The 25,686-nt window shown below is 37.6% G+C and carries 21 protein-coding genes, 3 pseudogenes and 1 riboswitch; of the genes and pseudogenes, 9 read left to right on the top strand and 15 right to left on the bottom strand.

Annotated elements, in window-relative coordinates; all coding sequences use genetic code 11:
* Positions 1 to 25: 25 nt before the first annotated feature.
* Together ptsG and glcT are read right to left on the bottom strand one after the other, a co-directional pair.
* Positions 26 to 2,083: a glucose-specific PTS transporter subunit IIBC gene (gene ptsG / locus KGF86_RS15465; protein WP_211742393.1), complete on the bottom strand. Its 2,058-nt coding sequence runs from the start codon at positions 2,081 to 2,083 to the stop codon at positions 26 to 28.
* A 176-nt stretch (positions 2,084 to 2,259) separates the two neighbouring features.
* Positions 2,260 to 3,105 (bottom strand): glucose PTS transporter transcription antiterminator GlcT, encoded by an 846-nt coding sequence (glcT, locus tag KGF86_RS15460; protein ID WP_186870449.1) that lies wholly within the window; start codon positions 3,103 to 3,105, stop codon positions 2,260 to 2,262.
* A gap of 161 nt (positions 3,106 to 3,266) precedes the next feature.
* On the opposite strand from glcT, the gene corA reads away from it, so the two are divergent.
* The 3 genes from corA to KGF86_RS15445 all read left to right on the top strand — a co-directional run bounded on the left by corA (position 3,267) and on the right by KGF86_RS15445 (position 6,924).
* Positions 3,267 to 4,214, top strand: coding sequence for a magnesium/cobalt transporter CorA (gene corA / locus KGF86_RS15455; RefSeq protein ID WP_211742392.1), 948 nt, complete (start codon positions 3,267 to 3,269; stop codon positions 4,212 to 4,214).
* 130 nt (positions 4,215 to 4,344) lie between these two features.
* The gene (locus tag KGF86_RS15450; RefSeq protein WP_211742391.1) at positions 4,345 to 5,943 is read left to right on the top strand and encodes an esterase/lipase family protein; all 1,599 of its coding nucleotides are present in this window, start codon (positions 4,345 to 4,347) and stop codon (positions 5,941 to 5,943) included.
* Positions 5,944 to 6,147: 204 nt separating this feature from the next.
* The gene (locus tag KGF86_RS15445) at positions 6,148 to 6,924 is read left to right on the top strand and encodes a hypothetical protein (RefSeq protein WP_211742390.1); all 777 of its coding nucleotides are present in this window, start codon (positions 6,148 to 6,150) and stop codon (positions 6,922 to 6,924) included.
* A 28-nt stretch (positions 6,925 to 6,952) separates the two neighbouring features.
* On the opposite strand, the gene KGF86_RS15440 is transcribed toward KGF86_RS15445, so the two are convergent.
* On the bottom strand, positions 6,953 to 7,567 hold the full coding sequence (locus KGF86_RS15440) for a hypothetical protein (protein ID WP_186870453.1): 615 nt from the start codon (positions 7,565 to 7,567) through the stop codon (positions 6,953 to 6,955).
* A 116-nt stretch (positions 7,568 to 7,683) separates the two neighbouring features.
* Between KGF86_RS15440 and KGF86_RS15435 the strand changes: the two genes are divergently transcribed.
* Positions 7,684 to 8,550 carry a YitT family protein gene (locus KGF86_RS15435; protein ID WP_186870454.1) on the top strand — a complete coding sequence of 289 codons (867 nt, stop codon included), beginning with the start codon at positions 7,684 to 7,686 and terminating at the stop codon, positions 8,548 to 8,550.
* A gap of 275 nt (positions 8,551 to 8,825) precedes the next feature.
* On the opposite strand, the pseudogene KGF86_RS15430 reads toward KGF86_RS15435, so the two are convergent.
* The 3 genes and pseudogenes from KGF86_RS15430 to KGF86_RS15420 form a co-directional block, all read right to left on the bottom strand.
* Positions 8,826 to 10,141, bottom strand: a pseudogene (locus KGF86_RS15430) (UDP-glucose dehydrogenase family protein).
* A complete protein-coding gene (gene galU / locus KGF86_RS15425; RefSeq protein WP_211742389.1) occupies positions 10,138 to 11,028 on the bottom strand; it encodes a UTP--glucose-1-phosphate uridylyltransferase GalU in 891 nt (296 codons plus the stop codon). Before galU ends, KGF86_RS15430 begins: the two are co-directional and overlap by 4 nt.
* A gap of 138 nt (positions 11,029 to 11,166) precedes the next feature.
* The gene (locus KGF86_RS15420; RefSeq protein ID WP_211742388.1) at positions 11,167 to 11,526 is read right to left on the bottom strand and encodes a hypothetical protein; all 360 of its coding nucleotides are present in this window, start codon (positions 11,524 to 11,526) and stop codon (positions 11,167 to 11,169) included.
* A gap of 275 nt (positions 11,527 to 11,801) precedes the next feature.
* Between KGF86_RS15420 and KGF86_RS15415 the strand changes: the two genes are divergently transcribed.
* The 3 genes from KGF86_RS15415 (at position 11,802) to KGF86_RS15405 (ending at position 14,247) form a co-directional block, all read left to right on the top strand.
* Complete coding sequence (locus tag KGF86_RS15415) at positions 11,802 to 13,040, top strand: MBL fold metallo-hydrolase (RefSeq protein WP_211742387.1); 1,239 nt, start codon at positions 11,802 to 11,804, stop codon at positions 13,038 to 13,040.
* A 16-nt stretch (positions 13,041 to 13,056) separates the two neighbouring features.
* On the top strand, positions 13,057 to 13,320 hold the full coding sequence (locus KGF86_RS15410; RefSeq protein ID WP_211742386.1) for a DUF3006 domain-containing protein: 264 nt from the start codon (positions 13,057 to 13,059) through the stop codon (positions 13,318 to 13,320).
* A gap of 135 nt (positions 13,321 to 13,455) precedes the next feature.
* The gene (locus KGF86_RS15405; RefSeq protein WP_211742385.1) at positions 13,456 to 14,247 is read left to right on the top strand and encodes an SDR family oxidoreductase; all 792 of its coding nucleotides are present in this window, start codon (positions 13,456 to 13,458) and stop codon (positions 14,245 to 14,247) included.
* A 207-nt stretch (positions 14,248 to 14,454) separates the two neighbouring features.
* Here KGF86_RS15405 and KGF86_RS15400 read toward each other — a convergent pair.
* The 7 genes and pseudogenes from KGF86_RS15400 to KGF86_RS15370 all read right to left on the bottom strand — a co-directional run bounded on the left by KGF86_RS15400 (position 14,455) and on the right by KGF86_RS15370 (position 23,207).
* Positions 14,455 to 15,803, bottom strand: a pseudogene (locus KGF86_RS15400) (TrkH family potassium uptake protein).
* 23 nt (positions 15,804 to 15,826) lie between these two features.
* Positions 15,827 to 16,483 (bottom strand): potassium channel family protein, encoded by a 657-nt coding sequence (locus tag KGF86_RS15395; RefSeq protein WP_186870462.1) that lies wholly within the window; start codon positions 16,481 to 16,483, stop codon positions 15,827 to 15,829.
* Positions 16,484 to 16,561: 78 nt separating this feature from the next.
* Positions 16,562 to 16,713: riboswitch (cyclic di-AMP (ydaO/yuaA leader) on the bottom strand.
* 197 nt (positions 16,714 to 16,910) lie between these two features.
* On the bottom strand, positions 16,911 to 18,107 hold the full coding sequence (lhgO, locus tag KGF86_RS15390) for an L-2-hydroxyglutarate oxidase (protein ID WP_211742384.1): 1,197 nt from the start codon (positions 18,105 to 18,107) through the stop codon (positions 16,911 to 16,913).
* A 186-nt stretch (positions 18,108 to 18,293) separates the two neighbouring features.
* Positions 18,294 to 20,267, bottom strand: coding sequence for a TRAP transporter permease (locus tag KGF86_RS15385; RefSeq protein ID WP_246521623.1), 1,974 nt, complete (start codon positions 20,265 to 20,267; stop codon positions 18,294 to 18,296).
* 15 nt (positions 20,268 to 20,282) lie between these two features.
* On the bottom strand, positions 20,283 to 20,774 hold the full coding sequence (locus KGF86_RS15380; RefSeq protein ID WP_211742382.1) for a DUF1850 domain-containing protein: 492 nt from the start codon (positions 20,772 to 20,774) through the stop codon (positions 20,283 to 20,285).
* Between the two features lie 24 nt (positions 20,775 to 20,798).
* Positions 20,799 to 21,773, bottom strand: coding sequence for a TAXI family TRAP transporter solute-binding subunit (locus KGF86_RS15375; RefSeq protein ID WP_211742381.1), 975 nt, complete (start codon positions 21,771 to 21,773; stop codon positions 20,799 to 20,801).
* A gap of 366 nt (positions 21,774 to 22,139) precedes the next feature.
* Positions 22,140 to 23,207 (bottom strand): AbrB family transcriptional regulator, encoded by a 1,068-nt coding sequence (locus tag KGF86_RS15370; protein WP_211742380.1) that lies wholly within the window; start codon positions 23,205 to 23,207, stop codon positions 22,140 to 22,142.
* 148 nt (positions 23,208 to 23,355) lie between these two features.
* Here KGF86_RS15370 and KGF86_RS15365 point away from each other — a divergent pair, with 148 nt between their 5' ends.
* Both KGF86_RS15365 and KGF86_RS15360 read left to right on the top strand, forming a co-directional pair.
* Positions 23,356 to 23,838, top strand: coding sequence for a DUF2243 domain-containing protein (locus KGF86_RS15365; RefSeq protein WP_246521622.1), 483 nt, complete (start codon positions 23,356 to 23,358; stop codon positions 23,836 to 23,838).
* Positions 23,835 to 24,641, top strand: a complete 807-nt coding sequence (locus tag KGF86_RS15360; protein WP_211742379.1) for a cytochrome c oxidase assembly protein — start codon at positions 23,835 to 23,837, stop codon at positions 24,639 to 24,641. The genes KGF86_RS15365 and KGF86_RS15360 overlap by 4 nt, the downstream gene beginning before the upstream one ends.
* A gap of 105 nt (positions 24,642 to 24,746) precedes the next feature.
* Here the strand turns inward: KGF86_RS15360 and KGF86_RS15355 are convergent, their stop codons facing one another.
* Together KGF86_RS15355 and KGF86_RS19400 are read right to left on the bottom strand one after the other, a co-directional pair.
* Positions 24,747 to 25,181 (bottom strand): SMI1/KNR4 family protein, encoded by a 435-nt coding sequence (locus tag KGF86_RS15355; protein ID WP_211742378.1) that lies wholly within the window; start codon positions 25,179 to 25,181, stop codon positions 24,747 to 24,749.
* 198 nt (positions 25,182 to 25,379) lie between these two features.
* Positions 25,380 to 25,686, bottom strand: a pseudogene (locus KGF86_RS19400) (hypothetical protein); the annotation flags it as partial.

Genomic DNA, 25,686 nt, shown 5'->3' with positions numbered 1-25,686 from the left:
TCCCGTTTTCCCTCTCTTATTTACATTAATTTGCTTCTATTTTAACAATACCTTTTTCTTCGATGGAGACACTACCTTGTTTTACTATTACAACCTGTTCTCCTTCTTTCAAGTTTGTAAAAACAATTGGCGTAATAGATGATGTCGCATGTTCTTCAATATAAGCTAGATCGACTTTTAATAGTGGCTGACCAGATTGCACGGTATCGCCTTCTTCTACTAATAGTTCAAATCCTTCACCTTTTAGATTTACTGTATCTAAGCCAAAGTGAATCAGAACTTCTCTTCCACCTTCAGATAGAATTCCTAAAGCATGCTTTGTTGGGAATGCATTGATGACTTTACCATTAACCGGTGAAACAACTAGCCCGTCAACTGGTTTAATAGCAAATCCATCCCCCATCATTTTCCCAGAGAATACTTGATCAGGAACCTCCGTGATTGGAACAATTTCACCTTTAATTGGCGCAATAAATTCTTCCTCTACATTGGTATTTTGTAACGCTTCCGGATTCACTTCTTCTATTTGTTGCTGTACTTCTTTATCTAGGTCAACCTTCTGCGCTGGGCGAGGCTTCTTACCAGACATAATGTCTTGCATTTGCCCTTTAATAATTTCAGAGCGTGGACCGAAGATAGCTTGGATATTATCCCCAACTTCTAGCACACCCGCAGCACCCAGATTTTTCAACTCATCTTTATTTACATTGCCAATATCATTAACCGATACACGTAGTCTTGTAATACAAGCATCTAAATGCGCGATATTTCCTTGTCCACCCATAGCTTCTAATACATTGTACGCTAGGTCTCCTGCTTCACCTTTTGATTCAGTAGTTTCCTCTACTTCCTCGCGTCCTGGTGTCATCAAGTTAAACTTCTTAATAAAGAAGCGGAATAAGAAGTAGTAAAGGACACCAAATCCAACCCCAACTATAATGGCTAGCCACCAAGGCTCTTTACCAGGTAAGATTCCAAATAGGGCAAAGTCAATAAACCCACCAGAGAATGTATAACCAATATTAACACCTAAGAAGGTCATAATCATAAATGATAATCCATCTAAGATTGCATGGATTAAGAATAAAAATGGTGATACAAACATAAATGAGAATTCTAATGGTTCGGTAATACCCGTTAAGAATGAAGTTAAAGCCCCTGAAGCTAATAAACCAGCAACAAGCTTTTTCCGTTCTTGTCTAGCAGCATGATACATAGCTAATGCCGCGGCAGGTAGTCCGAACATCATAATAGGATATTCCCCAGCCATAAAATTACCGGCTGTGATTTCAACATTATCACGTAACTGCGCGAAGAAAATCGTCATATCTCCACGAACAATCTCTCCAGCAGCAGTGGTATAAGAACCAAATTCATACCAGAATGGCGCATGGAAAATATGATGTAAGCCAAACGGAATTAATAAACGTTTAATAAATCCAAACATAAATACAGCTAAATAGGTTCCTTCTTCAATCAACCAATACGAAGCATTGTTCATCGCTGTTTGAATTGGTGGCCAAATAAGCATTAAGATTAATCCAGCAATGAATGAAAATACTGCTGTCGCAATAGGAACAAAACGCTTACCAGCAAAGAATCCAAGGAATGAAGGCATTTCAATATCATGGAATCGATTATAGGCAAAGGCGGCAATTAATCCGACTATTATTCCCCCGAATACCCCTGTTTGCAAGGTTGGTATACCTAATACACTTGCATAACTCGGATCGGTTGCAATCATTTCTTCGGTTACACCAATCCAAGATCCCATAACCTGATTCATTACTAAATAACCAACTAAAGCAGCAAGTCCCGCGGCACCATCCGCTGCCAAACCGATTGCAACACCAACCGCAAAGATTAATGCCAGGTTAGCAAAGATAATATTACCGGCGTCCTCCATAACAGATGCTGTTAGCTGAATCCAATCAGCATTTAGAAATGGCAGATAATTAAGTGTTGTTTCTTGCTGAGCGGCATTACCTAGCCCTAGTAATAAACCAGCAGCAGGTAACAGTGCCACAGGCAGCATAAGTGCTTTACCAATCTTTTGTAAAACACCAAAAGCCTTTTTAAACATAAATATCCTCCTCTATGATCAAACATATCTTGTCCCAGCAAACGATAAAGAATAAGTTAGACAAACAAAAAAGGCATGAATAGAGATAGGAAACAAGAAGTTAGGGATAGTTTTCCCACTTCTTCTCATTTCATCAATTCTCTACTCATGCCTGATCGAATCAGTAACACGTAAGATTATGAATCATATTTAATTACTAAACGCTGTAAATGCATGGTTAAATAAACAGCCTCTGCATCATATACAGGTTTCTTTAACGTTTGCTGCATCATTTTGATAAGCTTCCACGCCAGATTATAACATACAGGATATTCGTTTTTCAATAGATTTGCTAACTTCATAGGCTCTTCCATTTTTTCCCCTTTTATAACACGTTCAATTGTGTAACGAATATGACGTACTAGGCGGAGATAATCAATTCCTTCTCGATCAATGTCTATCTTTAATTGTTCCTCTATCGTATGGGTTAACCGAGAAAGTAAATTAGAGTATACACTTATATCAGATAAGGATTTTTCAGTAATGGCACTATGAACATGCAGGGCAATAAATCCTACTTCTCCCTCTGGCAATTGGATATCCAGAGACTGGTTCATATTATCTACTATTTCTGAAGCAAGTTCATATTCAAAAGGATACAGTGCTTTTGTTTCTGATAAAAATGGATTCGTAATTTCCATTCCTCGCTTTAAGCGCGTAATAGCAAATAAAATATGATCGGTTAAGGCGACATGCACTTTTTCATTTATTAATGTATTTGACCTTCGTTTAATCATTTCTATAGCGGTGATAATAGCTTCTAGTGTCGAATCCTCCATACTAGGCAGTAATTTTTTATAATTTTCTTGTTCCGCTTTATTACGGAGTTCAAAAAGCTTCTCAACTGTATCTTCCTGAATAATATCATTTCTTTTCTTGTTAAAACCAATCCCTTTTCCAATTAAGACAACCTCTTGGTTGTCATTATTTAACGCAATAATGACATTATTATTTAACGCCTTTAAGACAGTATAAATTCTCAAAACCTCCGACTCCTTTTCCCCTCAAACACTTGTCCGTCAACCATATCTTTATCTAATTCGTAATAAATGATTCACCACACAAATTTATATCATACATAAATGTAGTGGTTGAGAGCAAACTTTTTAAATAAAAGCTACTTTCTGAAGAAGGAGTACTAACGTTGATTCAAGTCATTGCAATAACAGAGAAAAACGAAAGAATTACTTCCTTATCAATCGACGAGGTTGACTTTAGTATGTATAAATGGTGGTGGGTTGATTTTAATCATCCTACAGAAGAGGAAATCAAAAAGCTTGATACTGTACTACATTTTCATCCATTAGCTATAGAGGATTGTATCCATGGTCAACAACGCCCAAAGCTTGATTACTATGATGATTTTTCTTTAATCGTAACCCATACTATTGGTCCTGATGATTATGACCAATTTGAAGTCAATTTTTTCATTGGAGAAAATTATATCGTGACAGTCCACCGCCATGATTTGATGGAGGTTAACCAAGTCTGGAACACCTTTATAAACCTTGACAGCATGAATAAGTGGGACGAATATCGTGTTCTCTATGAAATATTTGATAAAGTTGTTGATAATTTTTTCCCGATTATTTACGAATTAGAGGATGATATTAATCAAGTTGAAAAGAACCCACATGGTGTTTCGATGCATATTGAATTAGATAAGTTATTTCAATTTAGACATAAATTGTTAAAGTTACGACATGCTATCCATCCTATGCGTGATTTACTTTATCGAATTCTAAATTCCCACCATCTGGAGATTCAAACCCATCGAGAATTTTTTGTTGACATTTATGACCACCTATTAAAACTGTCAGAAATGGTTGATTCTAATCGAGATATTACCAATGATATTCGAGATAATTTCATTTCCTTAAATTCTTATCAACAAAATAAAGTAATTCAGATTCTAACCGTTATTACCTCTATCTTTGCACCACTAACCTTTATTGTTGGTATTTACGGGATGAACTTTGTTAACATGCCAGAGTTGAATTGGCATCATGGCTACTTTATCGTGCTTTTATTTATGCTGGTCATTAGTTTCATGATGATTCTTTGGTTTAGAAAAAAAGGTTGGTTTAAGTAGTTTATTTTAGCATTTTATATATGACCCTATCCCTCTATTATCTGTCTATCAACTTTCCCAACCTCCTTCCCTCATGAATCCTTTTTCATCGGAATAAGATGAAAAAGGACTATTTATGAGGAGGGATAGAATGTGTAAAAAGCTTTCGATGGTCTTTATCATTTGTATGCTTGCATTTGGTTTAGCACTTCCGTTATCCACTACTGCCAAAACGAGTCAACCAACGGAAATATCTGATCCTACTCCACACAACCAATCTGAGCTAAACTTCTCTATTACAGGTAAAGCTAACAATGGTAACACGGAAACACCAGGTGAATGGTATAGCGGTGAAACACCACCAAATCTTGACCCCAATAATCCTGTATTACTCTTTGTCCCAGGACTAAATAATGTTGCCCAAATCTTTTGGACTGACAATGATATGTACCAAACCGCCTATGATGCTGGCTATCAAACAGCCTTCATCCAACTATATGATGCTGGTGGTGCTTCTGCAGATATGTGGGATAATGGTGCACTACTTGCGGGAAAAATAGCAGAAATCTCGAATCACTTTGGGGGAAAGAAAATCACAGTCGTCGCTTATAGCAAAGGCGGTGTAGATACCCAGACCGCATTAACTTATTATGATGCTTGGCGATATGTAGATAATGTCATCACCCTATCTAGTCCACATCATGGCTCCCAATTAGCAGATTTGGCTTATAGCTCAGGAGCAGGTTGGCTAGCTAATCTGCTTGGAGCACAGGGGGATGGTACATATGCCTTGCAAATGGGTAATATGGCAAATTTTCGAAGTCAAATCGATAATGAACCTAGGGCATACCATAATCATTACTACACATTAGGTGGAACAAGCTGGGGTTCTGTATTTTCTTCTACATGGTTCGGAGGGGTGTATCTATCCCAATATGGAGCAAATGATGGCGTTGTCACTGCGGCGAGCAGTGCTTTACCAGGAGGACAGCAGATTTCGATTGGTGACTGGAATCATACATCCATCAGGAGTGGGATAACATTCCCTATTTTTCTACCTTACTTATTCAATAGCACGTCCTATGGTTCGCCAACTAAGCAAATCATGGATATAGTAGATAAAAACACCCCAAGCTTCAACCACTGGGTTGATGGAGGACCTCTAAATACCGACAAAGCAAACAATATAACTATTACAGTAGAAAATGATGTAAACAACCTATCTTTAAACCTAATGACCTCCAATTATCTCGCAGATATTAAACTCGTTTCACCTTCTGGAAAAATAACTACCCCTACCATGAAATCAACCAAATTAAACGATGGCATCTTCTTAGGTGCAATCCAGCATGTCATTTTACTTGATAAGCCAGAAAGTGGAGAATGGTCCTTACAATTAACCGCTAAAGAAAAAGACGCCTACCTATTAGTCGCAACCTTTGATTCCCTAACTAAATTGGCATATCGTTCGAATACTAGAATCGTTGAAACTAATGAAATGATTTATCAATTACAAGCAAATAGTCATTCTGTAGAAGAAAATTCTCTAAAGGCTACTTACGAGATCACCCAATCGAATAACCCATCCAATAAGAAGAACTTCACCGTTCAAGGTACTCCAAACTTATCACAGTTAATTCCATTCCATAACCGAGATGAAGTGTATAACATTACCATTGACGTAGAAGGACGAACAAAAAGTGGGGAGAAATTCAAGCGGACTATAATAGATTCTGTATACGTAAAATAACTATCCTTCATTCCCTTGTAAGAGCCCTTGCCAAGCAAGTGCTTGTATGGCATTGGAACGGAAATCATTTAATCCCTTTCTATATTCATTAATGTATTTCAACAACATTTAACCTCTGAATACAATCACAACATCATAAAATGGCATAGGACAATTTATCCTATTCATATCTTTTACAAACAATAGAAAGGGGGCCCGAGTCAATTGGATATAATCCGAATCGAATGGGTTCCATTTCAGAAAATTAATGCCCGTCACACGAATACTATTCCACTAACTAGATATGCATATCAGAACCATATGGAAACCCATATACCATATATTCATATTATTCGAAACCAACAAAATGACTTCCTACTCGCAAAGGGGATTGAAGCTTATAATAAGCTATACTCAATAGATTTCCATAGAAGCATCCCGGTCTATGTCATAACTAATCCACATATCACCTTGTTAGAATGGACATACCAATTATTTCAGTCCTGCATGCAAGAAAGAGTTAATCATAGATTGAAATACGAATATATTACCCTTTTGCTCAAGGAGACCCGTAACGATATAGCCAGTATTTGCAAACATACCAGATGTACCAAAGAAAACATTTACCAGCTATTATTTGACTCAACCATACCCGAAAAATATAAAGACCTTGCGATAAAACATAATCGTATTCAACTCATCAATTCCATAGCCACAAATCCAAAATTACAAAACTATCGATCTGTACTTTACCCAGCTGTTTTCCAGCATAACAATCGACTAACCTATGAGAAATTAAAGCTTTTCCTTACTTATATCGATGAAGGATATCAATTACATGTCAACTCTATCCTTGCTTTAGAAAACTTCAACAAAATAGTGGATCAAGCGCAAGCATTAAAATATTATTGGGATAGCTTGGAATTTCCTGATACGCAGATAATGGAAGGAATTTTTTATTACAAGGGCGATAAACATTCTAGAATAAAGGTAAGATTATAAGAAGGAGTTTGGGGACCAAACTCCTTTTTCATTTACGGATATAATTTCGTAGTGAATCTATAGTAATTTCTTCTTTAATACCTTCTTTAGCCATTAAATAATCTACTATTTCGTCTTCCCCAAGCCCAAGTTCCATTAATCCACATGCAATGACGTTTAAATAGGGTACGGACGGTTTAGTAAACGTAACATTGCTTATTGGCAGACTACTCGTAAAGGTGAAGATTGGAGCACCGTCTCTCTTCCCTAAGTACACCATGCGATCATACCAACCATGATGAATATCAATATATCCTTTACGCTCTATTTCTATTAAATCTAATTTTACTTGCAATCCATTGTTTTCTTGGGATACAACATCCTGAAATTGTTCTTCCGTTATTAAATACATTCTCCCAATCGTTTTTTCTTCATTCGAAGCATCTGTCCCGATAAATGCTACCCCACCTTCGCCCCATTTACTTCGCTCCTTGGAAAAGTAAAGTGGAAATGGTATATCGATGCGCTTACTATCCTTTGGTGTCGTTTTATCTCGACATCCTTGTTCCGATTGATTCGATCCTGGTGGCTTCCCCCCATAAATATAGGCTAAAAGTCTATCTTTCATCAAATTAGACCCATAACTAGCATACCAAATGTCCATTTTAAAACCCCCATTGGATTTACATGATTGTCTACTTTAACAACGCATCATAATGCTATTTCATGTATACTATAAACGTAACATTTTTTTGAAATTTAGTTAAGAAGGTGTATCCAATGGGAAAACAGCATAAAAAGGAATCTATACCTAGTATTATTCGTCGCTATATTATGATGCTCATCGGCGCAACACTAGCAGCTGTGGCTCTGGAATTATTTTTAGTACCAAATACCATTATAGATGGTGGAGTAATAGGTATCTCTTTAATTACAAATAATTTAACTGGATTTAACTTCGGTATTCTAATACTTATCATTAACCTTCCATTCTTAATCGCTGGTTATAAATATATTGGAAAAAGCTTTGTTATTGCATCACTTTTTAGTATCATTGCCCTAGCTTTGATTGAACCAACCTTACACCATGTTCCAGCACTAACAGAGGAACCATTACTTGCGACTGTCTTTGGTGGTCTCATTCTTGGTATTGGAGTAGGTATCGTTATTCGTAATGGTGGTGCCTTAGACGGTACAGAAATTCTTGGAATTCTCCTTGCTCGCAGATTACCATTTTCAGTTGGCGAATTTGTTATGTTTTTTAATATTTTCATTTTCGCTTGGGCAGGATTTGTCTTAGGATGGGAGCAAGCCATGTTCTCCATCATTACGTACTTTATTGCCTCTAAAGCGATTGACTTCGTTGGTCAAGGACTTACTGGTGATACAAAAGCAGCTGTAATTGTTACTAATGAATATGTCGATGTTGGTGAAGCCATTCAGGAACGTCTTGGTCGTATGATTACAAACCTGTATGGTAAAGGCGGGTACAAAGAAGAGGATAAAGAGGTCATATTTGTGGTCTTAACACGTCTCGAAATAGCTAAATTAAAATCGATTGTATATGAAACCGATCCAAAAGCATTTATAACCATTATTGATGCGCAAGAAGCACATGGTGGCAAATTCAAGAGTGCAATTCATTAAAAAATGGCAGCCTCATATAAGAAGAGGAACTATCTCCATTACCTTTATTGGGGATTTATGTACATCTAGGTAACAGAGGAACTTTCTCTGTTACCTTTTTTTTAGCTCTGCTCGCTCTTTTTGGGCACTGAGGCGCTCTCTCTGTTACCTTTTTCATCGTTACATACACATTTTGGGTACTGAGGTGCATCCTCTGTTACCCTTTTCAACTCTACTTGCTCTTATTGGGTACTGAGCGCTTTTTTAAACTACACATATTAGATAACATCGGCCATTTATTTAACTATCGTTATTGGTATATTCGGTCTACCAATCGAATAGTATTCGATTTGCATTTCAGCCATCACCTCTGGTGCGTAGCAATTTCTCCCATCAAAAACAATTGGTGACTTCATCTGCTTGAAGACCTGAACATCCACCTCTTTAAATTCATCCCACTCGGTTAAAATTAGAGCAGCATCACTATTTCCTAACGCTTCTATCATATTGCTAGCAAAAGTTATCTCTGTATTTAATATTCCTTTTGCGTTGTCCATAGCAACTGGATCATAACAGACAACATGAGCACATAATTGGATTAAGGATTCCGTAATGATGATAGATGTCGCTTCCCGCATATCATCTGTATTAGGCTTAAAGGATAACCCTAGGACCGTAATTTGTTTCCCTTCAATAGAGTGAAATCGTTCTAAAAGTCTCTCCACTAGAATGGTTTGCCGTTCTTGATTAACTTTTACGACGCCTTCCAACAGTTTAAAATCATAAGCTACATTCCCTGCCAGTTGAATTAAAGCCTTCGTATCCTTCGGAAAACATGAACCACCATAGCCAATTCCTGCTTTCAAAAACGGGTGACCAATCCGCTTATCCATTCCCATTCCCTGTGCAACTAAATCAACATTTGCTCCAACTCGTTCACAAATATTGGCTATCTCATTTATAAAGCTTATCTTTGTCGCTAGAAATGCATTGGAAGCATATTTAATCATTTCTGCACTTCGAATGTCTGTTTTAAATATCGGGATACCAAAGGGCTTATTCACTTCTTCTAGCATTTCAAACGCTTTAAGATTATTCGCCCCAACTACATTCGGTCTCCTCGAAAAGCATCTTCTATAGCAGAACCTTCGCGCAAAAATTCCGGATTCGAAACAACATCTACTCTAACATTATGTTTAAGATGTTCTTGTAAAACCTGATAAATTCTATCATTTGTTCCTACAGGTACCGTACTCTTCATAACAACTACTACATCATCTCGTATCGTAGTGGCGATTTGTTTTGCTGCTTGTTCAACAAATTGCGTATTAGCAGAACCATCTTCACTCTCTGGTGTACCGACAGCTATATAGATTACTTGCGCTTGCTCCAATGCAACCTCGTAATCTGTCGTAAAGTATAATCGTCCTTTTGCCATATTTTTAACCATAAGCTCCTCTAATCCTGGCTCCCAGATCGTTACTTTCCCAGTTCTTAATTGCTCTATTTTTCTTACATCGACATCTACACACCGTACATGATGTCCAATTTCTGCTAAACTAACCCCCGTTACAAGCCCCACATAGCCAGTTCCGATCACAGCAATTTTCATTGTGACACCTCACGAGAGCTATACCGCTCTATCAATTCTTTCAACATTTGCTCCACCTGCTCCCGATGCTCCTTATCCTCTAGGGCGAACTCTACCGTTGTCCGGAGAAACCCTAATTTTTCCCCAACATCATATCGCCTACCTTCAAACTCGTATGCATAGACTTGATCTATTTGATTTAGTTGATTAATGGCATCAGTTAACTGTATTTCCCCTCCTGCCCCAGGTGCTTGATACTCTAAAATATCAAAAATGGCCGGAGTGAGGACATAACGCCCCATGATAGCTAGATTACTAGGTGCTGTTCCTAGTTTTGGTTTTTCTACAAAACGGTTAACAACATGTAATCTACCTTGATTTTTCCGTGGTTCAACGATTCCATACCGTTCTGTTTCCTCCATAGAAACCTCCTGAACCCCAACAACAGACGAGCCTACTTTGTCATATTGGAGCATTAACTGCTTTATTCCAGGAGTTTCTGCACGAACAATATCATCACCTAAAAGAACAGCAAACGGTTCCTCTCCAATAAATTTCCGTGCACACCAAACCGCATGACCTAGTCCCTTTGGTTCTTTTTGTCTAATATAGTGTATTTCTACGTTTGAGGAAGATTGAATTTTCTCGAGCAAGGAAAGCTTTCCTTTTTCTATCAAATTATTTTCCAACTCAAAATTTATATCAAAATGGTCTTCGATTGCTCTCTTCCCTTTACCGGTTACAATAATAATATCTTCAATACCTGCATGCTTTGCCTCTTCTACAATATAATCAATTGTTGGACGATCAATTATTGGTAGCATCTCCTTCGGCATCGCTTTGGTAGCTGGCAAAAATCGAGTACCTAGACCTGCTGCTGGAATAATAGCTTTTTTCACTCGTTTCATCCTGTTCCCTCCACTCCGAATTAACCTTAGTTAAAGTATCCCATTTTACTTTCTGTCAATTGTGAAAATAATGTAATTTCTATGTAAAAATATTATAATGTTGTGTAAACAGAAGAGAGATGACTCACTCTTTATTTCTTACCGAAGCTTTTCTAATAACCCATTTACTCTATTACGTTCCCTATTCGTCCGCTTCCAATCAATAGCTATATCCACGATTTTCCCCTTAGAAAATGCAATATCCAACCAGACATGTGGGATTAGTGCTATATCAAATGCACTCATTTCGACCATCAATTCCAGTTTCGATTCCTCGACTAGGATAACGACGATCTCCCCATCCTCTATTCTGTCAACTACACCTGCTACATGAACTTTTTCTTCTGCTGGTTGACTAAAGGCTTCCATTACTAGTCTTTCCACAAAGATGATTATCAACAATACCTTACCAATCAAGAGAAATAGTAAAAGTACCCTAATTACTTTGCACTTAACCATCTTCATCTCCCCTTTTCCGCTAAGTATGCCAATAACTATAGTAATTTTCATCTTAGTAAAATCTCATTTTGTTAGCTGTATTGATAGATAGTATAATTTTTTTAACGCTTAATTAGTCACTTTCTCCTCTGCAAAGTATGAAAAAAATGTAAACATAAGTATTTTCCACTCTTCCTTCATGTTTTCTTTTCAATATTCTCGTACTAGCAGTGTTCTAGATTTCCAGTAGTGAATTTGTTACGATAAACGTAGTATAGAATACTGGGGGAGTAGACTTGTACAAAAAATTAATAGCATCTTTGTTTCTCACAATTATTCTCGCTGCTTGCGGCCAAGGAGCGAACCTAGAAACAAATGAGGATTTAGCAACAGATATAGAAAAAGCCCAAACAGAACCAACCTCTGATCATGTCATACCAGATGAACAAACAGAAGGCCGTCGTAAAGAGCAAGGCGATTCCAAGTCAACGGAAAATCTAGCTGAATTACAGGTTCACTATATAGATGTAGGGCAAGCAGACGCAACATTATTTCAATATGGTAACCACAATATTTTATTTGATGCTGGGGATTGGCGTGGCAATGAAGTAGTAAACTATTTACATTCACAAGGGGTATCTAAGCTCGACCTTGTTATCGGAAGTCATCCGGATGCTGATCATATTGGACAGCTTGCAGATGTAATCAATACATATGAGGTAACTGAGGTATGGTTATCTGGTAACGAAAGTACTTCTAGTACATTCCAACGTGTATTAGAAGCAATCGTTAGTAGTGGAGCAAACTACCATGAACCACGAGCAGGTGAAGAATTTAATATCGGACCTTTAAATTTAAAAGTTCTTCATCCACAGTCTATTACTGGTAAACCAAACGAAGAATCTATTTCTGTACTCTTCACTTATGGTGATGTGAAATTCCTGTTTACTGGTGATGCGGATCGTGATGCGGAAAAACAAATGATGACAGTTGGTTTTGACGTAAATGCTGATATTTTACAGCTAGGCCACCACGGTTCTAGCACTTCCAGTGACCCATCATTTATTAGTGCTGTAAGCCCTGAGATAGCTATTTATAGTGCTGGTGTAGATAACAAATACGGTCATCCACATCGTGAAGTTATTTCATACATCACCAATGCTGGTATTGATTTATACGGAACAGATGTAAATGGCACGATTATTGTAACAACAGATGGAAAAGAATACGCTGTGAAGACGGAAAGAGATGGAACTGTCACAAGTAAAAATAGTTCATCGAATATTAGCTCTGAGAACACTTCTAATTCAAATGAAGCAAGTAAATCGAATGAAGAGGCAAATTCTAGCTGTATTGATATTAACACTGCCTCCTACGAGGAGCTTCAGCAAATCATTCATATTAGTTCAGAACGAGCACAAGACTTAATTGACTTACGACCATTCCATTCTATAAAGGATCTAAAACGGATAAACGGCATTGGAGATGGTAGAATAAAGGATATCGAAGCACAAGGAATGGCCTGTGTTAGCTAACTATTTGGAGGGAAGCATGATGCAAGGAGTCCTAGATCGATTCGAAGGAAATCTAGCTGTCATTTTAATAGAGGAAGATAAAGCGGAACTGATTATACCGAAAGAAAAGCTTCCAGAAGGCAGCCATGTCGACACTATTTTTGAAATGGAGAAACGGAACAGTTCGTATCATATCATTGCAATTAATACGGAAGCAGAAAAAAGGGTAAAAGAAAAGACGACAGATCTATTAGCTCAATTACGAGCTAATAGTACTGGAAGTAAGTTTAAGAAAAACTAGATGAATCGGTGCTATGCGCCGATTTTTTTAGTTTAAAAAGGGCATAGTATTATTCCAAAACGCATCGTCATTCGACTATTCTATCCATCCGCTATGTTATAATTATGTTAACGGAAATACGAGGAGGTAATACATATGGATCTTGGCTTAAAAGGAAAATCTGTCATTGTAATGGCTGCTAGTAAAGGACTTGGAAAAGCTACTGCACTTCAGTTTACACAAGAGGGGGCACATGTCATTATTTCAAGTCGTCATGAAAGCGATTTAAAAGCTGCTGTCTCGGAAATTCAAAAATTCACGTCAAACAACCATGTTTCCTACAAAACCTGTGATGTAACAAACTCGGCTGATATTAAAGAATTAGTACAATTCGCAATCGAAAGTAACGGAAAGATTGATGTATTAGTAAACAATGCAGGGGGACCTCCAGCAGGCGGATTCGAACATTTTGATGATGAGGCATGGCAGAACGCATTTGAATTAAATTTGCTTAGCTATATTAGAGCAATCCGTGAAGTTCTACCTTATATGAAACAACAAAGAAGTGGTCATATCATTAACTTCACTTCATCATCCATTAAACAAACATTAGACAATCTTATCTTATCGAATACATTCCGTGCAGGGGTAGTTGGATTGGCAAAGAGCCTCTCCCAGGAGCTAGCCCAGGACAATATTTTAATTAACACCATCGGACCAGGACGGATTGCTACTGAACGTGTGGAGCACCTAGATACGGTCCGTGCAGAGCAGCTTGGTGTAACCTATGATGAAGTAAAATCATCTACTGAGAAGAGTATCCCAATTGGTCGCTACGGGAATCCAGAAGAATTCGCTAAACAAGCTGTTTTTCTATGTTCTGCTGCGAATACCTATGTAACAGGACAAACCTTGCTAGTTGACGGTGGATTAGTTAAAGCGTTATAAGAGTTGGACTTGATGACATGGTTGATTGAAAAATCCCAATGATTCTCTAGTGTAAATCGGGTAATTCCCATAGATTAAAGGATAGGCCTTAGGTGACCTCTTCTCAAAAACGCTCACCTAAGGCCTAGAGCAAAAATTATCACAAACCGTTCTTGTCTCTATACGTAAATACTTAGCTTACATTACTTGATATGTTTCCTATCCTCATTATCCAACAATAATGCGTTCCGTCGGATAATGGTAGTTAACATCCTTTTTATTACCATGGAAGATAAAGATAAAGGATAAGATCCCAATCCTTCCAATAAACATCAACGCAATAATTACCACTTTCCCAATCGAACTTAGTTCTGGTGTTATCCCCATCGATAATCCAGTCATACCAAATGCAGAGCTTGCCTCAAATACAATTTGCATGAATGTAAAGCTTTCCGTAGCAGATAGAATCGCCACTCCAATGAAGCAAATAATCATGGCAAGGAAACTAACCACAACCGATTTTCGAATATCATCTTCATGTATTTCACGTCCAAATATCTTTATATTCTTCCTTCCTTTAGCGAAAGAAAAAATTAATAACAGGATAACTGCAAATGTTGTGGTTCTTATTCCACCTCCTACAGAACTCGGAGATGCTCCAATAAACATTAAGAAAGATAGCATTAGTAATGTTGGATTAGAAAATAGACTGACATCCATCGTTGCTAAGCCACCATTTCTCGTAGTAGAAGATTGAAATAATGCATAAAAGAAGGATTCATGCCAGCTTTTATTTGCAAAAAAGTGATTGGCTTCAAATAACAGAATAACAATCGTTCCAAAAGCCATTAAAGCAAAAAATGTAATTGTCGTTAATTTCGTATATAAAGAAAACCGAATTGTAGAATTGCTCTTACTATGCTTCATAAAATCCTTTACCTCGATTAAAACGGGAAAACCAATTGCCCCTAAAGTTAACAATATAATAGTAATCAATTGCACAAAGTAATCCTTAGCAAAAGGAATGAGGGAGCTTCCAGTAATATCGAATCCTGCATTCGTTGTCGCACTTACAGAAGCAAATAACCCTTGTAAATAGGCTTCCTGCCAGGTAGGGAAATAGTTAAGAAAATAAGTTCCTAAGATAATGGCTCCAATAAATTCGATTAACAATATAATGGCCAATATTTGCTTCATCAGCTTAACTAAACCTGATAATTGGGATTGATTTTGATCGGTTCCTATTAATCTTCTTTCTTTCAAACCAATCTTTTTACCTATTAATAACCAAAAAAGGTACCAAGTGTCATAATACCAATTCCACCGAATTGAAGGATAAAAAGTAAAATGAATATTCCTGGTATGCTAAAGGTATCTGCTGTATTCACTACAGACAAACCAGTAACGCTCACTGCGCTAACTGCTGTGAACAGAATATCTAAAAATGACCAATCAACTCCTGTCTTTACTGTAAAGGGTAAACTAAGCAAACAAACGGAGATTGCTACAGCTACCACATAAAATAGTACGATTATCTGTGAAGGACTTAATTCATGCTTTTTTACTATCGTTAACATACTGCATCCCCCAATTTGCTATACTACATTCCCTTATCTTCTAAACGCTTTAGACTCTTATTATTCCCCATCACTACCATTACATCTCCTTCATGAATCCTATCATTAGGTGCTGGAGATACATTAACCTGTTCACCACGTTTAATTGCAAGAACGTTGCAACCATATTTTGCACGGATATCTAGTTGAATTAGACTTTTATTCGATATTTTACTCGTAGCTCTTAACTCTAAAATACTATAATCCTTCGACAAGCCAATATAATCTATAATTTTATCCGAGTCTAGTTGATTTGCAATTCGAATCCCCATCTCCTCCTCTGGGTTAATGATTCGATCTGCCCCAACCTTCTCCAAAACCTTCTGATGCTGGGTGTTTTGCGCTTTTACCCAAATATTTTTAACCCCTATCTCTTTAAGAATTAACGTACAGAGTATACTCGGTTGGATTTTTTCACCGATGGCAACGATAGCATAATCAAAATTTCTTACACCTAATGCTCTCAGTTTATCTTCATCCGTTGCATTCGCAACAACGACATGTGATGCATAATTCGAGTTAGCTCTAACATTTTCTGCATCATTATCGATACCTAGTACATCGTGACCTAATTGATACAACTGTTTACAAACACTACTTCCAAATTGGCCCAAGCCAATCACTACAAATTGTTTTTTCATTAATGCCTCTCTTTCCATCAACACCAAAAAAGACCATTTCAAATAGAATGGTCTTCGGTTAAACCCCGGACCCTTCTCTCAGAAATTACGTAACGCTTACGAGGTTAGCTGTCGGATTAGGGATTGAGAGTACCCCCTCTTACCTTAGTAAGATTCACCCCTTCAGATGGTCTAGTAAACCATCCGTATTGGTTCCCCCGTTCAAGAAACAGATTCAGCGATTATAAGGTGTCATTCGATTAAATTCAACATAATAAAGAAAAAATACTCCTGTTTCCTATGATTGTCAACACCTACACGAAATTTTATTTTTTACTATCTTCTCATCTTCCTTCTAAATACAAGCCTACTATTATCCATAAGATGAATTAACATAGCATCTCCCTACTCTTAATCCTAATTAAAAAAGGACCAACTCAGGTCCTTCTCATACTCCTAAACGTACCCCTACCCGACTAGCAATTTCCTTGCCAATTTCCAAACTAGCAGTCGCTGCAGGGGATGGCGCATTACATACATGAACACTATTCTTACCACCAATAATAAAGAAATCATCAAATAACTTCCCGTCACTTCCTAGAGCTTGTGCTCTAACGCCTGCTGGGGCTGGAACTAAATCATCTTCTTCAATACTCGGAAGAAGCTGATTTAAGTTATCTACAAACCTTTTCTTACTCACCGACCTACTCATCTCCTCCATCCCTTCTTTGAGATAGGTTAATCCTAGCTTCCAAAAAACTGGATAAGATATAATCTCACCAAAATCTTTCCAATCAAACGATGCCTTAAAATATGCCTCTCGCTTAAATCCAGGTACAGCATTCGGCCCTACTTCTACTGTTCCGTCGATCATTCTCGTAACATGTACACCTAAAAATGGAAAATTCGGATTGGGAACTGGGTAAATGAGATTCCTTACAACATGACGCTTCTCTTCCTTTAGCTCAAAATATTCACCACGAAACGGAAATATTTTCACATCAACATGATACCCTGCCATTCTCGCAATTCGGTCACTATGTAAACCAGCACAATTCACTAGGAATCTAGTAGAATACGTATTATTTCTTGTTTCTACTATAACCTCATCTTCTCTTTCGTCTACAAAGACTACCTCAGCTTTCGTAATAATTTCCCCACCAAGTGAGCGGATTTGACGCGCCATTACCTGTGATATCATTGCATAATCTACTATTCCAGTAGAAGGTATGAAAATCCCGCCTACTCCGGCAACATAAGGCTCCTTCTCTAGTAATTCATCTTTGGTCAGCCAGGTTACCTCTAGACCGTTGTGCTTTGCTCGTTCAAACAACCTGCCTAGTTCTGGCATCTCTTCTTCATTTTTTGCAACAATGATTTTCCCACAAATATCATGCGGGATATCATGCTCCTCGCAAAATTTTCGAATACTTGCATTTCCTGCCTTGGCAAATCGAGCCTTGTAACTACCAGGCTTATAATAAATTCCGGAATGAATGACACCACTGTTATGACCAGTCTGATGCTGCGCTACATCCGATTCCTTCTCTAGGATAGCTAAATTGGATCCTGGATATCGTTCTAACAGTGCTAGCCCTACAGATAATCCTACAATACCTCCACCTATAATTAAAAAGTCATTCATCATAAGCCCTCCTATACATTAAGTTGATCGAATCAGTATGAATTTAGAAGCAATTATTATTGGTCCTATACGCAGCATGAGCGCTAGTATTTTATGTACACTTGTAAATACCAACCTCTGCTTAATACATCACTGCCCTAGTTAAAATAGAAGGGATGTCGCGCTATGACATCCCAGCATGTTGCCTTATTTAGCTATTTTTTCTTCTTCATGAGCACTTGTTACTCGCTTCTTGACTATGAATTGGACGATAACAACTAATGCTAGTAATCCGAGTCCAATAGCATCGGTTAATACCCCTGGTATCACTAAGGTTACAGCGGCCATGATGGTGATCACTCTTAATGGCCATACCATCGTAGTCATAAAATATCCTTCTAGACCTGCTCCTAATGCTATGACCCCAATAGCTGCCGTTGTTGCCACCCATGCAATCTCCCATCCATTGGTACCCTGCATCAACAATTCAGGTGAGTAGACAAATATATATGGTACTAATACCCCTGCTGCCGCAAGCTTGAGGGAGATAAATCCGGTTCGATTCGGATTACCACCAGAAATACCCGCTCCCGCAAAAGCCGCCAACGCTACAGGTGGTGTTAAATTCGCTAGTATTCCAAAATAGAATACAAACATGTGGGATACAAATGGCTCAATACCAAATTGTACTAAGGCAGGTGCAGCCATAGATGATGTGATGATATAAGTCGGAATAGATGGCAATCCCATTCCAAGTATAATCGAAGCAATCATCGTAAAGAACAAGGTTAGAATTAACGTATCTTGTCCAAGAATAAGAATGGCGGATGTCATTTTTAAGCCAAACCCAGTCAATGAGGCAACTCCAACAATAATACCGACCATCGCACAAGCCATTGCCACGCCAACAGCGCTACGAGTTCCATCCTCTAGTGCACCAATAATCCCCTTAATACTTAATCGAGTCTTTTTTCTTATCATAGCAATGACGATCGTTGTAATGATTGCCCATGCTGCTGCATAGATCGGTGTATAGCCGTTAAATAGCATATAAATTAATACAATTAATGGGATTAATAAATGGCCCCTCTCTTTCATGACTTCTATTAAACTAGGAAGCTCCTCACGAGTGAGTCCGCGTAAACCACGTTTTTTTGCGCGTAAATGGACCACGGTGATGACACCCATATAGTAAAGTATCCCAGGTAAAATCGCTGCAAGTGCAATATCACTATATTTCATACCTAATGTTTCTGCCATAATAAAGGCTGTTGCCCCCATAACCGGTGGAAGTACTTGCCCGCCAACAGATGCAGCCGCCTCTACCGCGCCTGAAAAATTGTTTGAATAACCCGTTCGTTTCATTAATGGAATGGTAAAAGAACCGGTCGTGACAACGTTTGCTATCGCTGACCCATTTATTGACCCTAAAAATCCACTCGAGATAACCGATACTTTCGCTGGCCCTCCGGCCGTATGACCAGAAATCGCCATGGCAGTATCATTGAATAGCTGACCTAAGCCAGTTCGATTTAGAAATGCCCCAAACAATACAAACAGAAAAATATAGGTAGCAGATACACCAATCGCTGTACCAAATATTCCTTCCGTCGTCAAATACATGTATGTGGTAATATCCTCAATTGAATACCCACGGTGGGCAATCAGTCTAGGAAGATATGGACCAAAATAAGCGTACAATAAGAACAATGCACTTAAGACCGTTAACCCAATACCAACTACGCGCCGACCACCTTCCAGCACGAGAATAACAATTAATAGACTAAACAAGAAGTCACTCGTGTTCGGCAGCCCTGCTCGGTTAACAATCCCCATATAATCAGTAAAGATATATACAATGGTAGCAACCGCCATGATTGCTAGCAAAAAGTCAATTACTGTTGCACGTTGCCGGGGTGCTTTTTTACGAGAAGGATAAAGTAAAAATACAAGCACTAAAATCACACCGGTATGTAAAGCTCGGTGCTTTAATGTGACTAATGGTCCAGTAAACGATGTAATGAGATGAAAAAGTGCTAATCCAACTGCAATAAATGTAACAAGACGAACCATCCAAGGAATATTAAAATTCCGGAATCTGGATTCGGTATCATATTTTTCTATTAGCTTCTTTTGTTCTTCCGTTGATAATTCTTCTACCGGCCTTACCGCCTCACTCATTTGGCCCATCCCTCCTTAAGAAATAAGACTTATCCTAATCCAATCAAAAAGTGTGATTGATTTATAATGAATTTGTATATGATGATAATCTGGAACGATTTTTTTTAGAGGGTAACTGGTTGTCCCATCTGCTAAGGAATAATCCGAAATAGGGACATAATAAAGAGAATAAAAAGGTATTTCCCGTTTTATTCCTGTTACACGGACATATCCATCAGCTAGAAATTCCACCATCCCATCGGTATCTGGTGTACCAGCCCCATAAGACTGATAGATAGTCTCCGATAACGATAAAGAATGATCATCATTGATGGTATAGATTTCCTGCCACGGGGTTAATTCAACCGAATGACGCCACCCTATGGTGAGTGTTCTTCCTTCCCATGGGATAAAGTGATAAGGTTTTCCTTCTAGGTTAGTAAGTAAAATTCCAGATTGTACTGGAACCAGGAAGATTCCAGTAACAATCAGTAGAATAATAATGAAATAGATTAATTTTTTCTTCATTCCTATTCCTACTTAAGCTTTGATTTATTCTGTAATCCCTTGCTCATCAAAATATTTTTTTGCTCCTGGGTGTAGTGGAGCTGGTAGGTTCTGTAATGCATTTTGGATATCAATATCCTTGGCCGCATTATGTGTATCCTTTAGTGTATCTAAATTCTCGTAGATGCCTTTGGTCAGTGCATATGCAACATCATCTGATACATCCTTATGTGTTAGGAGTACATTGTTTACGCCAATAGTTGGTGTATCAGCATCTAGATCATATACATCAGCCGCAACAACCGCAGGGAAGAAGGCAGGATATTTCTCTTGCATTTCTAACACTTTATCTTCTGCAATTTCTACAACCACGATATCATTAGTTGTTTGTAGCTCCATTACCCCTGCATTCGGTAAGCCAGAAGAAATAACAACAGCGTCAATAGTTCCATTTTTAATTCCTTCTACACCTTCTGCGAATGATAAATAATCTTCATTTATATCGTCATAACTCATTCCGTATGCTTCTAATACACGCTTCGCACTAATTTCCGTCCCGGAAGCAGGTGCACCTACTGCAACACTTTTCCCCGCTAAGTCTTCTACCGTTTTGATCCCTGATTCCACAGTAGCTACTATTTGTAAATAGTTAGGATAAAGTGAAGCGATAGAGCGAATATTTTCTTGTGCACCCTGTTCTTCAAAGCTGTCTATCCCTTCATATCCATCCGCTGCTGCATCCCCCATAGAGAACCCTATTTCCGCGTCCCCCTTATTTAGAGTAGTAATATTTGCCGAACTTGCAGCAGTGGATTGGCTATTTGCATTCGCCCCCATATCCTGATAGATTTTAGCCATTGCACCACCTAATGGATAGTATACCCCTGATGACCCACCTGTGAGAACGGTTACAAATTCACCATCGAGTGCATTATCTCCTGTTCCACCAGTACTGTCTCCACAAGCACCTAATACCAATACAAGTGAAAGAAACATACTAAAAAATATTGTCTTCTTCATCATATTCCCTCCATATTTATTAATATATAAATTCCTATGTATTAGGAACTTACTAAAATAATTTCAAATATAGTAAACGGTTACAAAAATTATAAAAAACCATCATAAAAAAGAGTCATTTTTGATGTCTCCCTAAGATGGTTTTACCGCTAACAAATAGAAAAGTTTTAATATGGTGTTTATTTATTTCATACTGTTCATAATAATACATTTATTTTCAATTGTAAATAATTTTTAGTTTATATTGTTTGCTCTATTAAAGTTGTTAACTAAAAAAGAACTCCCAATTATGGAAGTTCTGAATAGAATTTTAACCGCTTTTTAAAATACTTGGATAAACTAAACAATAACAAGTACAATTACCTTTTATTCCGCTCTCTCTTTTACACCTACTTTTCTATTAAACCACCACTTTAGCGATATAGGTACTAGAAGTACAATCATTAGTATTCTAGTTAGCTGTAGGGCACTTACAATAGCTGGATCCCCACCTACATTATAAGCAGTTAACACCATTTCAAAGAACCCTCCAGGTGCAATTGCGAGCATAGCTGTTGCATAATCTAGCGAAGTAAAGGCAGCAAGTAATATCCCTAATCCAAATGAAATAGTAATAATCGTAACAGAAAGTCCAAAATATACAAAGGTATATTTACCACCAATTTTCAAATCATCAAATAAGATATTTTTACCTAAGCTTGCGCCAACTGCTACCTGGCCAGCATTCATGACAATTGATGGCACCGAATTCAAATCAATCGGACTAATATTCATAATGGCCGTAACACCAAGGGCACCAATGATAATTCCAGCTGGTATTTTATTGCTTAAAAAAATGGCAGCAGCAATTGGAATCAGGAACCATAAATAACTCCATCCATTACCTAACATCATATCCCCTGTTACACGTTGGAAACTCCCACCACCGATATTACCAAGAAAATATACCATAAATGGGGGAATAGTAAATAACACCGTAATCAATCGGATAGTCTGAAAAATGACGACTAAAGAAGGATTTGCCTTTAATGATTCACTGGCAATAGCCATTTCCGAAAGCCCACCAGGAATACAGGAGAAAACACTAGTTACTCTATCAACATGAATCCATTTTGTTACTAGTGTACCAAGAATTATACAAGCTATGATTAATATACAAGTAGCAACTATGTATGGAAGAAGGTAGGGAATTACCGTTAGTAGTGTTTGCTTTGTGAAATATAAGCCAAAGTATACTCCTAGAATAATAAAACCTGTATCGCGTATAGAATTTGGAATACATAAAGTCCGTTTTGTAAGGCCTTGCCATAGCATCACAAAGGTCAAGGATCCTAATACCCATGGAAGTGGCGTATTTACCAGATAAAACAATGAACCACCTAAAACCGCAACAATAGCAGCCTCAATAAGTGAATAATAATCTTTCGAAGACATGGTATGTACAAACCCCTTTGGATGTAATAGTAAACTCTATCTACTAATTTACCATTTAATCTTAAAGAGAACTAGGTATGCAATTATCAACTTTCCTCTGTTTAGATGAATACTGCATATAGTAAAGGTCGATAATGTTAATAAGTAAATGGAAAGGACAGAAGCAATGAGAACAACTAATAAGACAGCTTATGTGAAAAGAAATATACTATCCGGCGTTCTGTTCGGGCTTGGTTTAGTAGCTTTTTTAGACGAAGTAATCTTTCACCAAATACTCCACTGGCATAAATTTTATGACAGATCAACCACTAATATCGGCCTCATCTCGGATGGATTCTTTCATGCATTTAGTTGGTTGGCGACAGTTAGTGGGTTGTTTTTAGTAGCTGATTTGAGGAGAAGAGATGCATTCTCCTATCTATTATGGCAAGGTAGTGTGTTATTAGGTGCTGGTACATTTAATTTATATGATGGAATTATTCAACACAAAATAATGCGGATTCACCAAATTCGTTATGTGGATAATGTCATCATCTATGATGTAATCTGGAATTTACTTGCTGTGGCCCTAATGATTATTGGACTATCACTCATTCTCCAATCCAAAAAGAAAATGAAGGAAACGATATGAATTTAGAACACCCGATACACACAAGCAATCTTATCTATACAGAAATAATCCTGATATCCCCTTTTCTTATTGGGTATGCAGGTTACATTATTGCAATTTTTATGTCTAATAAACGATTTAAAAAATGGCCCATATATCGCTTCATTCTTTTTACGTTTGGTATCCTTTGTGCCATATTAGCAGTAACTGGCCCCGTAGCAAGACAGGCCCATACAGACTTCCAAATTCATATGCTCGCTCACCTGCTTCTTGGAATGCTTGCACCTTTACTAATTGTACTAAGTGCGCCTATGACGGTTATCCTTCGTTCACTATCTACTAGGAACGCTAAGAAACTTACCGCTTTCCTTCGGCTCAAATCTGTCCAATTTCTACACCACCCGATTATAGCAGCTATTTTAAACATGGGAGGATTATGGTTACTTTACACAACCAATCTATACACAGCAATGCATAACCATATTCTATTATACCTTTTTATCCATGCACATATTTTTATTGCTGGATATTTATTTACTGCATCTATGATCTATATTGATCCTACCCCACATCGATTAAGCTATATCTACCGTTCAATTGTTTTACTATTCGCATTAGCAGCCCATTCTATCTTGGCGAAATATATATACGCTAATCCACCATCCGGCGTCCTACAAGAAGAAGCAGAAATTGGTGGAATGCTAATGTATTATGGTGGCGATGTGGTGGACTTGATTATTGTTATTATATTGTGTAGGCATTGGTACACGTCATCCAGGCCAAAATTAAGACCAATTGATTCTATCCAACTTAGCTCACAATAGGTACATCAATTGATCGGAACTTAAAATAATAAGTGGTTCATTCGGCACTAGATAGGTGCCACAAAAAGAAACCTTGAAAGGCATTTAGCCAATCAAGGTTTTTTATTAATTCAAAAAAGTCGGCAACTGTTTTAGCCATTCTTCAAAGTTATTAGCTTCTTTATCTATATTAGTTTCTTCATGTGAATAATAGTAAACTCCTGTGTTTGGACACTCATTAGAAAGAAGGCAAAAGTAGTCCCCGTTACCTATACTATAAAACGGGATTAATTCTTCCTTCCAATTGCCCTGTTTCATTTCATAATCATAGGTAAATTCAATAGTATCATTTCCATTTGTTTTACCATTGGAAACATTTAAGATATCTCCTGGAAATGAATATTCAGACATTAATTCTATAAAAAATTTAAATTCCGATGGAAATTGACATCCAAACTTTTTTTCGATATTTTCCCAATCACTTGCCGAAGGAATATCTAAAATTCCTAACTCTTTATCTAATATACCATCTAATAAATTTGCAATCTCATCTCTTGTCACTTGCTTTTCCTCCTTTTAAATCCCTTCTCCTGGTAGTATATATTCTTTTCCTCTTTCTTTATAGTGTTCTCTAATTTCCTTGGCTCTTTGAGAAGGAGTTAACTGGGAAGGTTTATCATGACGTGTATGATTTCCTCCACCTCTATGAGTTCTTTGTTCTAATTCATCTAATATCCCACCATTTTTAACAGGGACTTGTTATCTATGGTGTGCTTCAATATTTTTATCACCATGCGTCATTTTAGTTGTTGGTCCTTTTCCTTGACGCATTCTTATGACTTCTTCAATTGTTTTTGGCTCATATCTTACAGGTGGTATAGACATAGGTGGGTCTGGATTTGGATAATTTGATGGGCTTAGCTTAGCATTATCTATACTCTTAGTAACATCCCGGCCATCTACACGTTTCACAGCACCTGTTGCTTGACTTGTTTTTCTGCCAGCACTTGGAAGTTGGTTTAATCCTAGTTTTGCACCTTTTACTACCTTTCCAACCGGTATAAAA

This window comes from Ornithinibacillus massiliensis, from assembly GCF_018310345.1.
Taxonomy (GTDB): Bacteria; Bacillota; Bacilli; order Bacillales; family Amphibacillaceae; genus Ornithinibacillus; species Ornithinibacillus massiliensis.
Note: the sequence above shows the minus strand (reverse complement) of the source record. Positions and strands in the feature narration are given on the sequence as shown.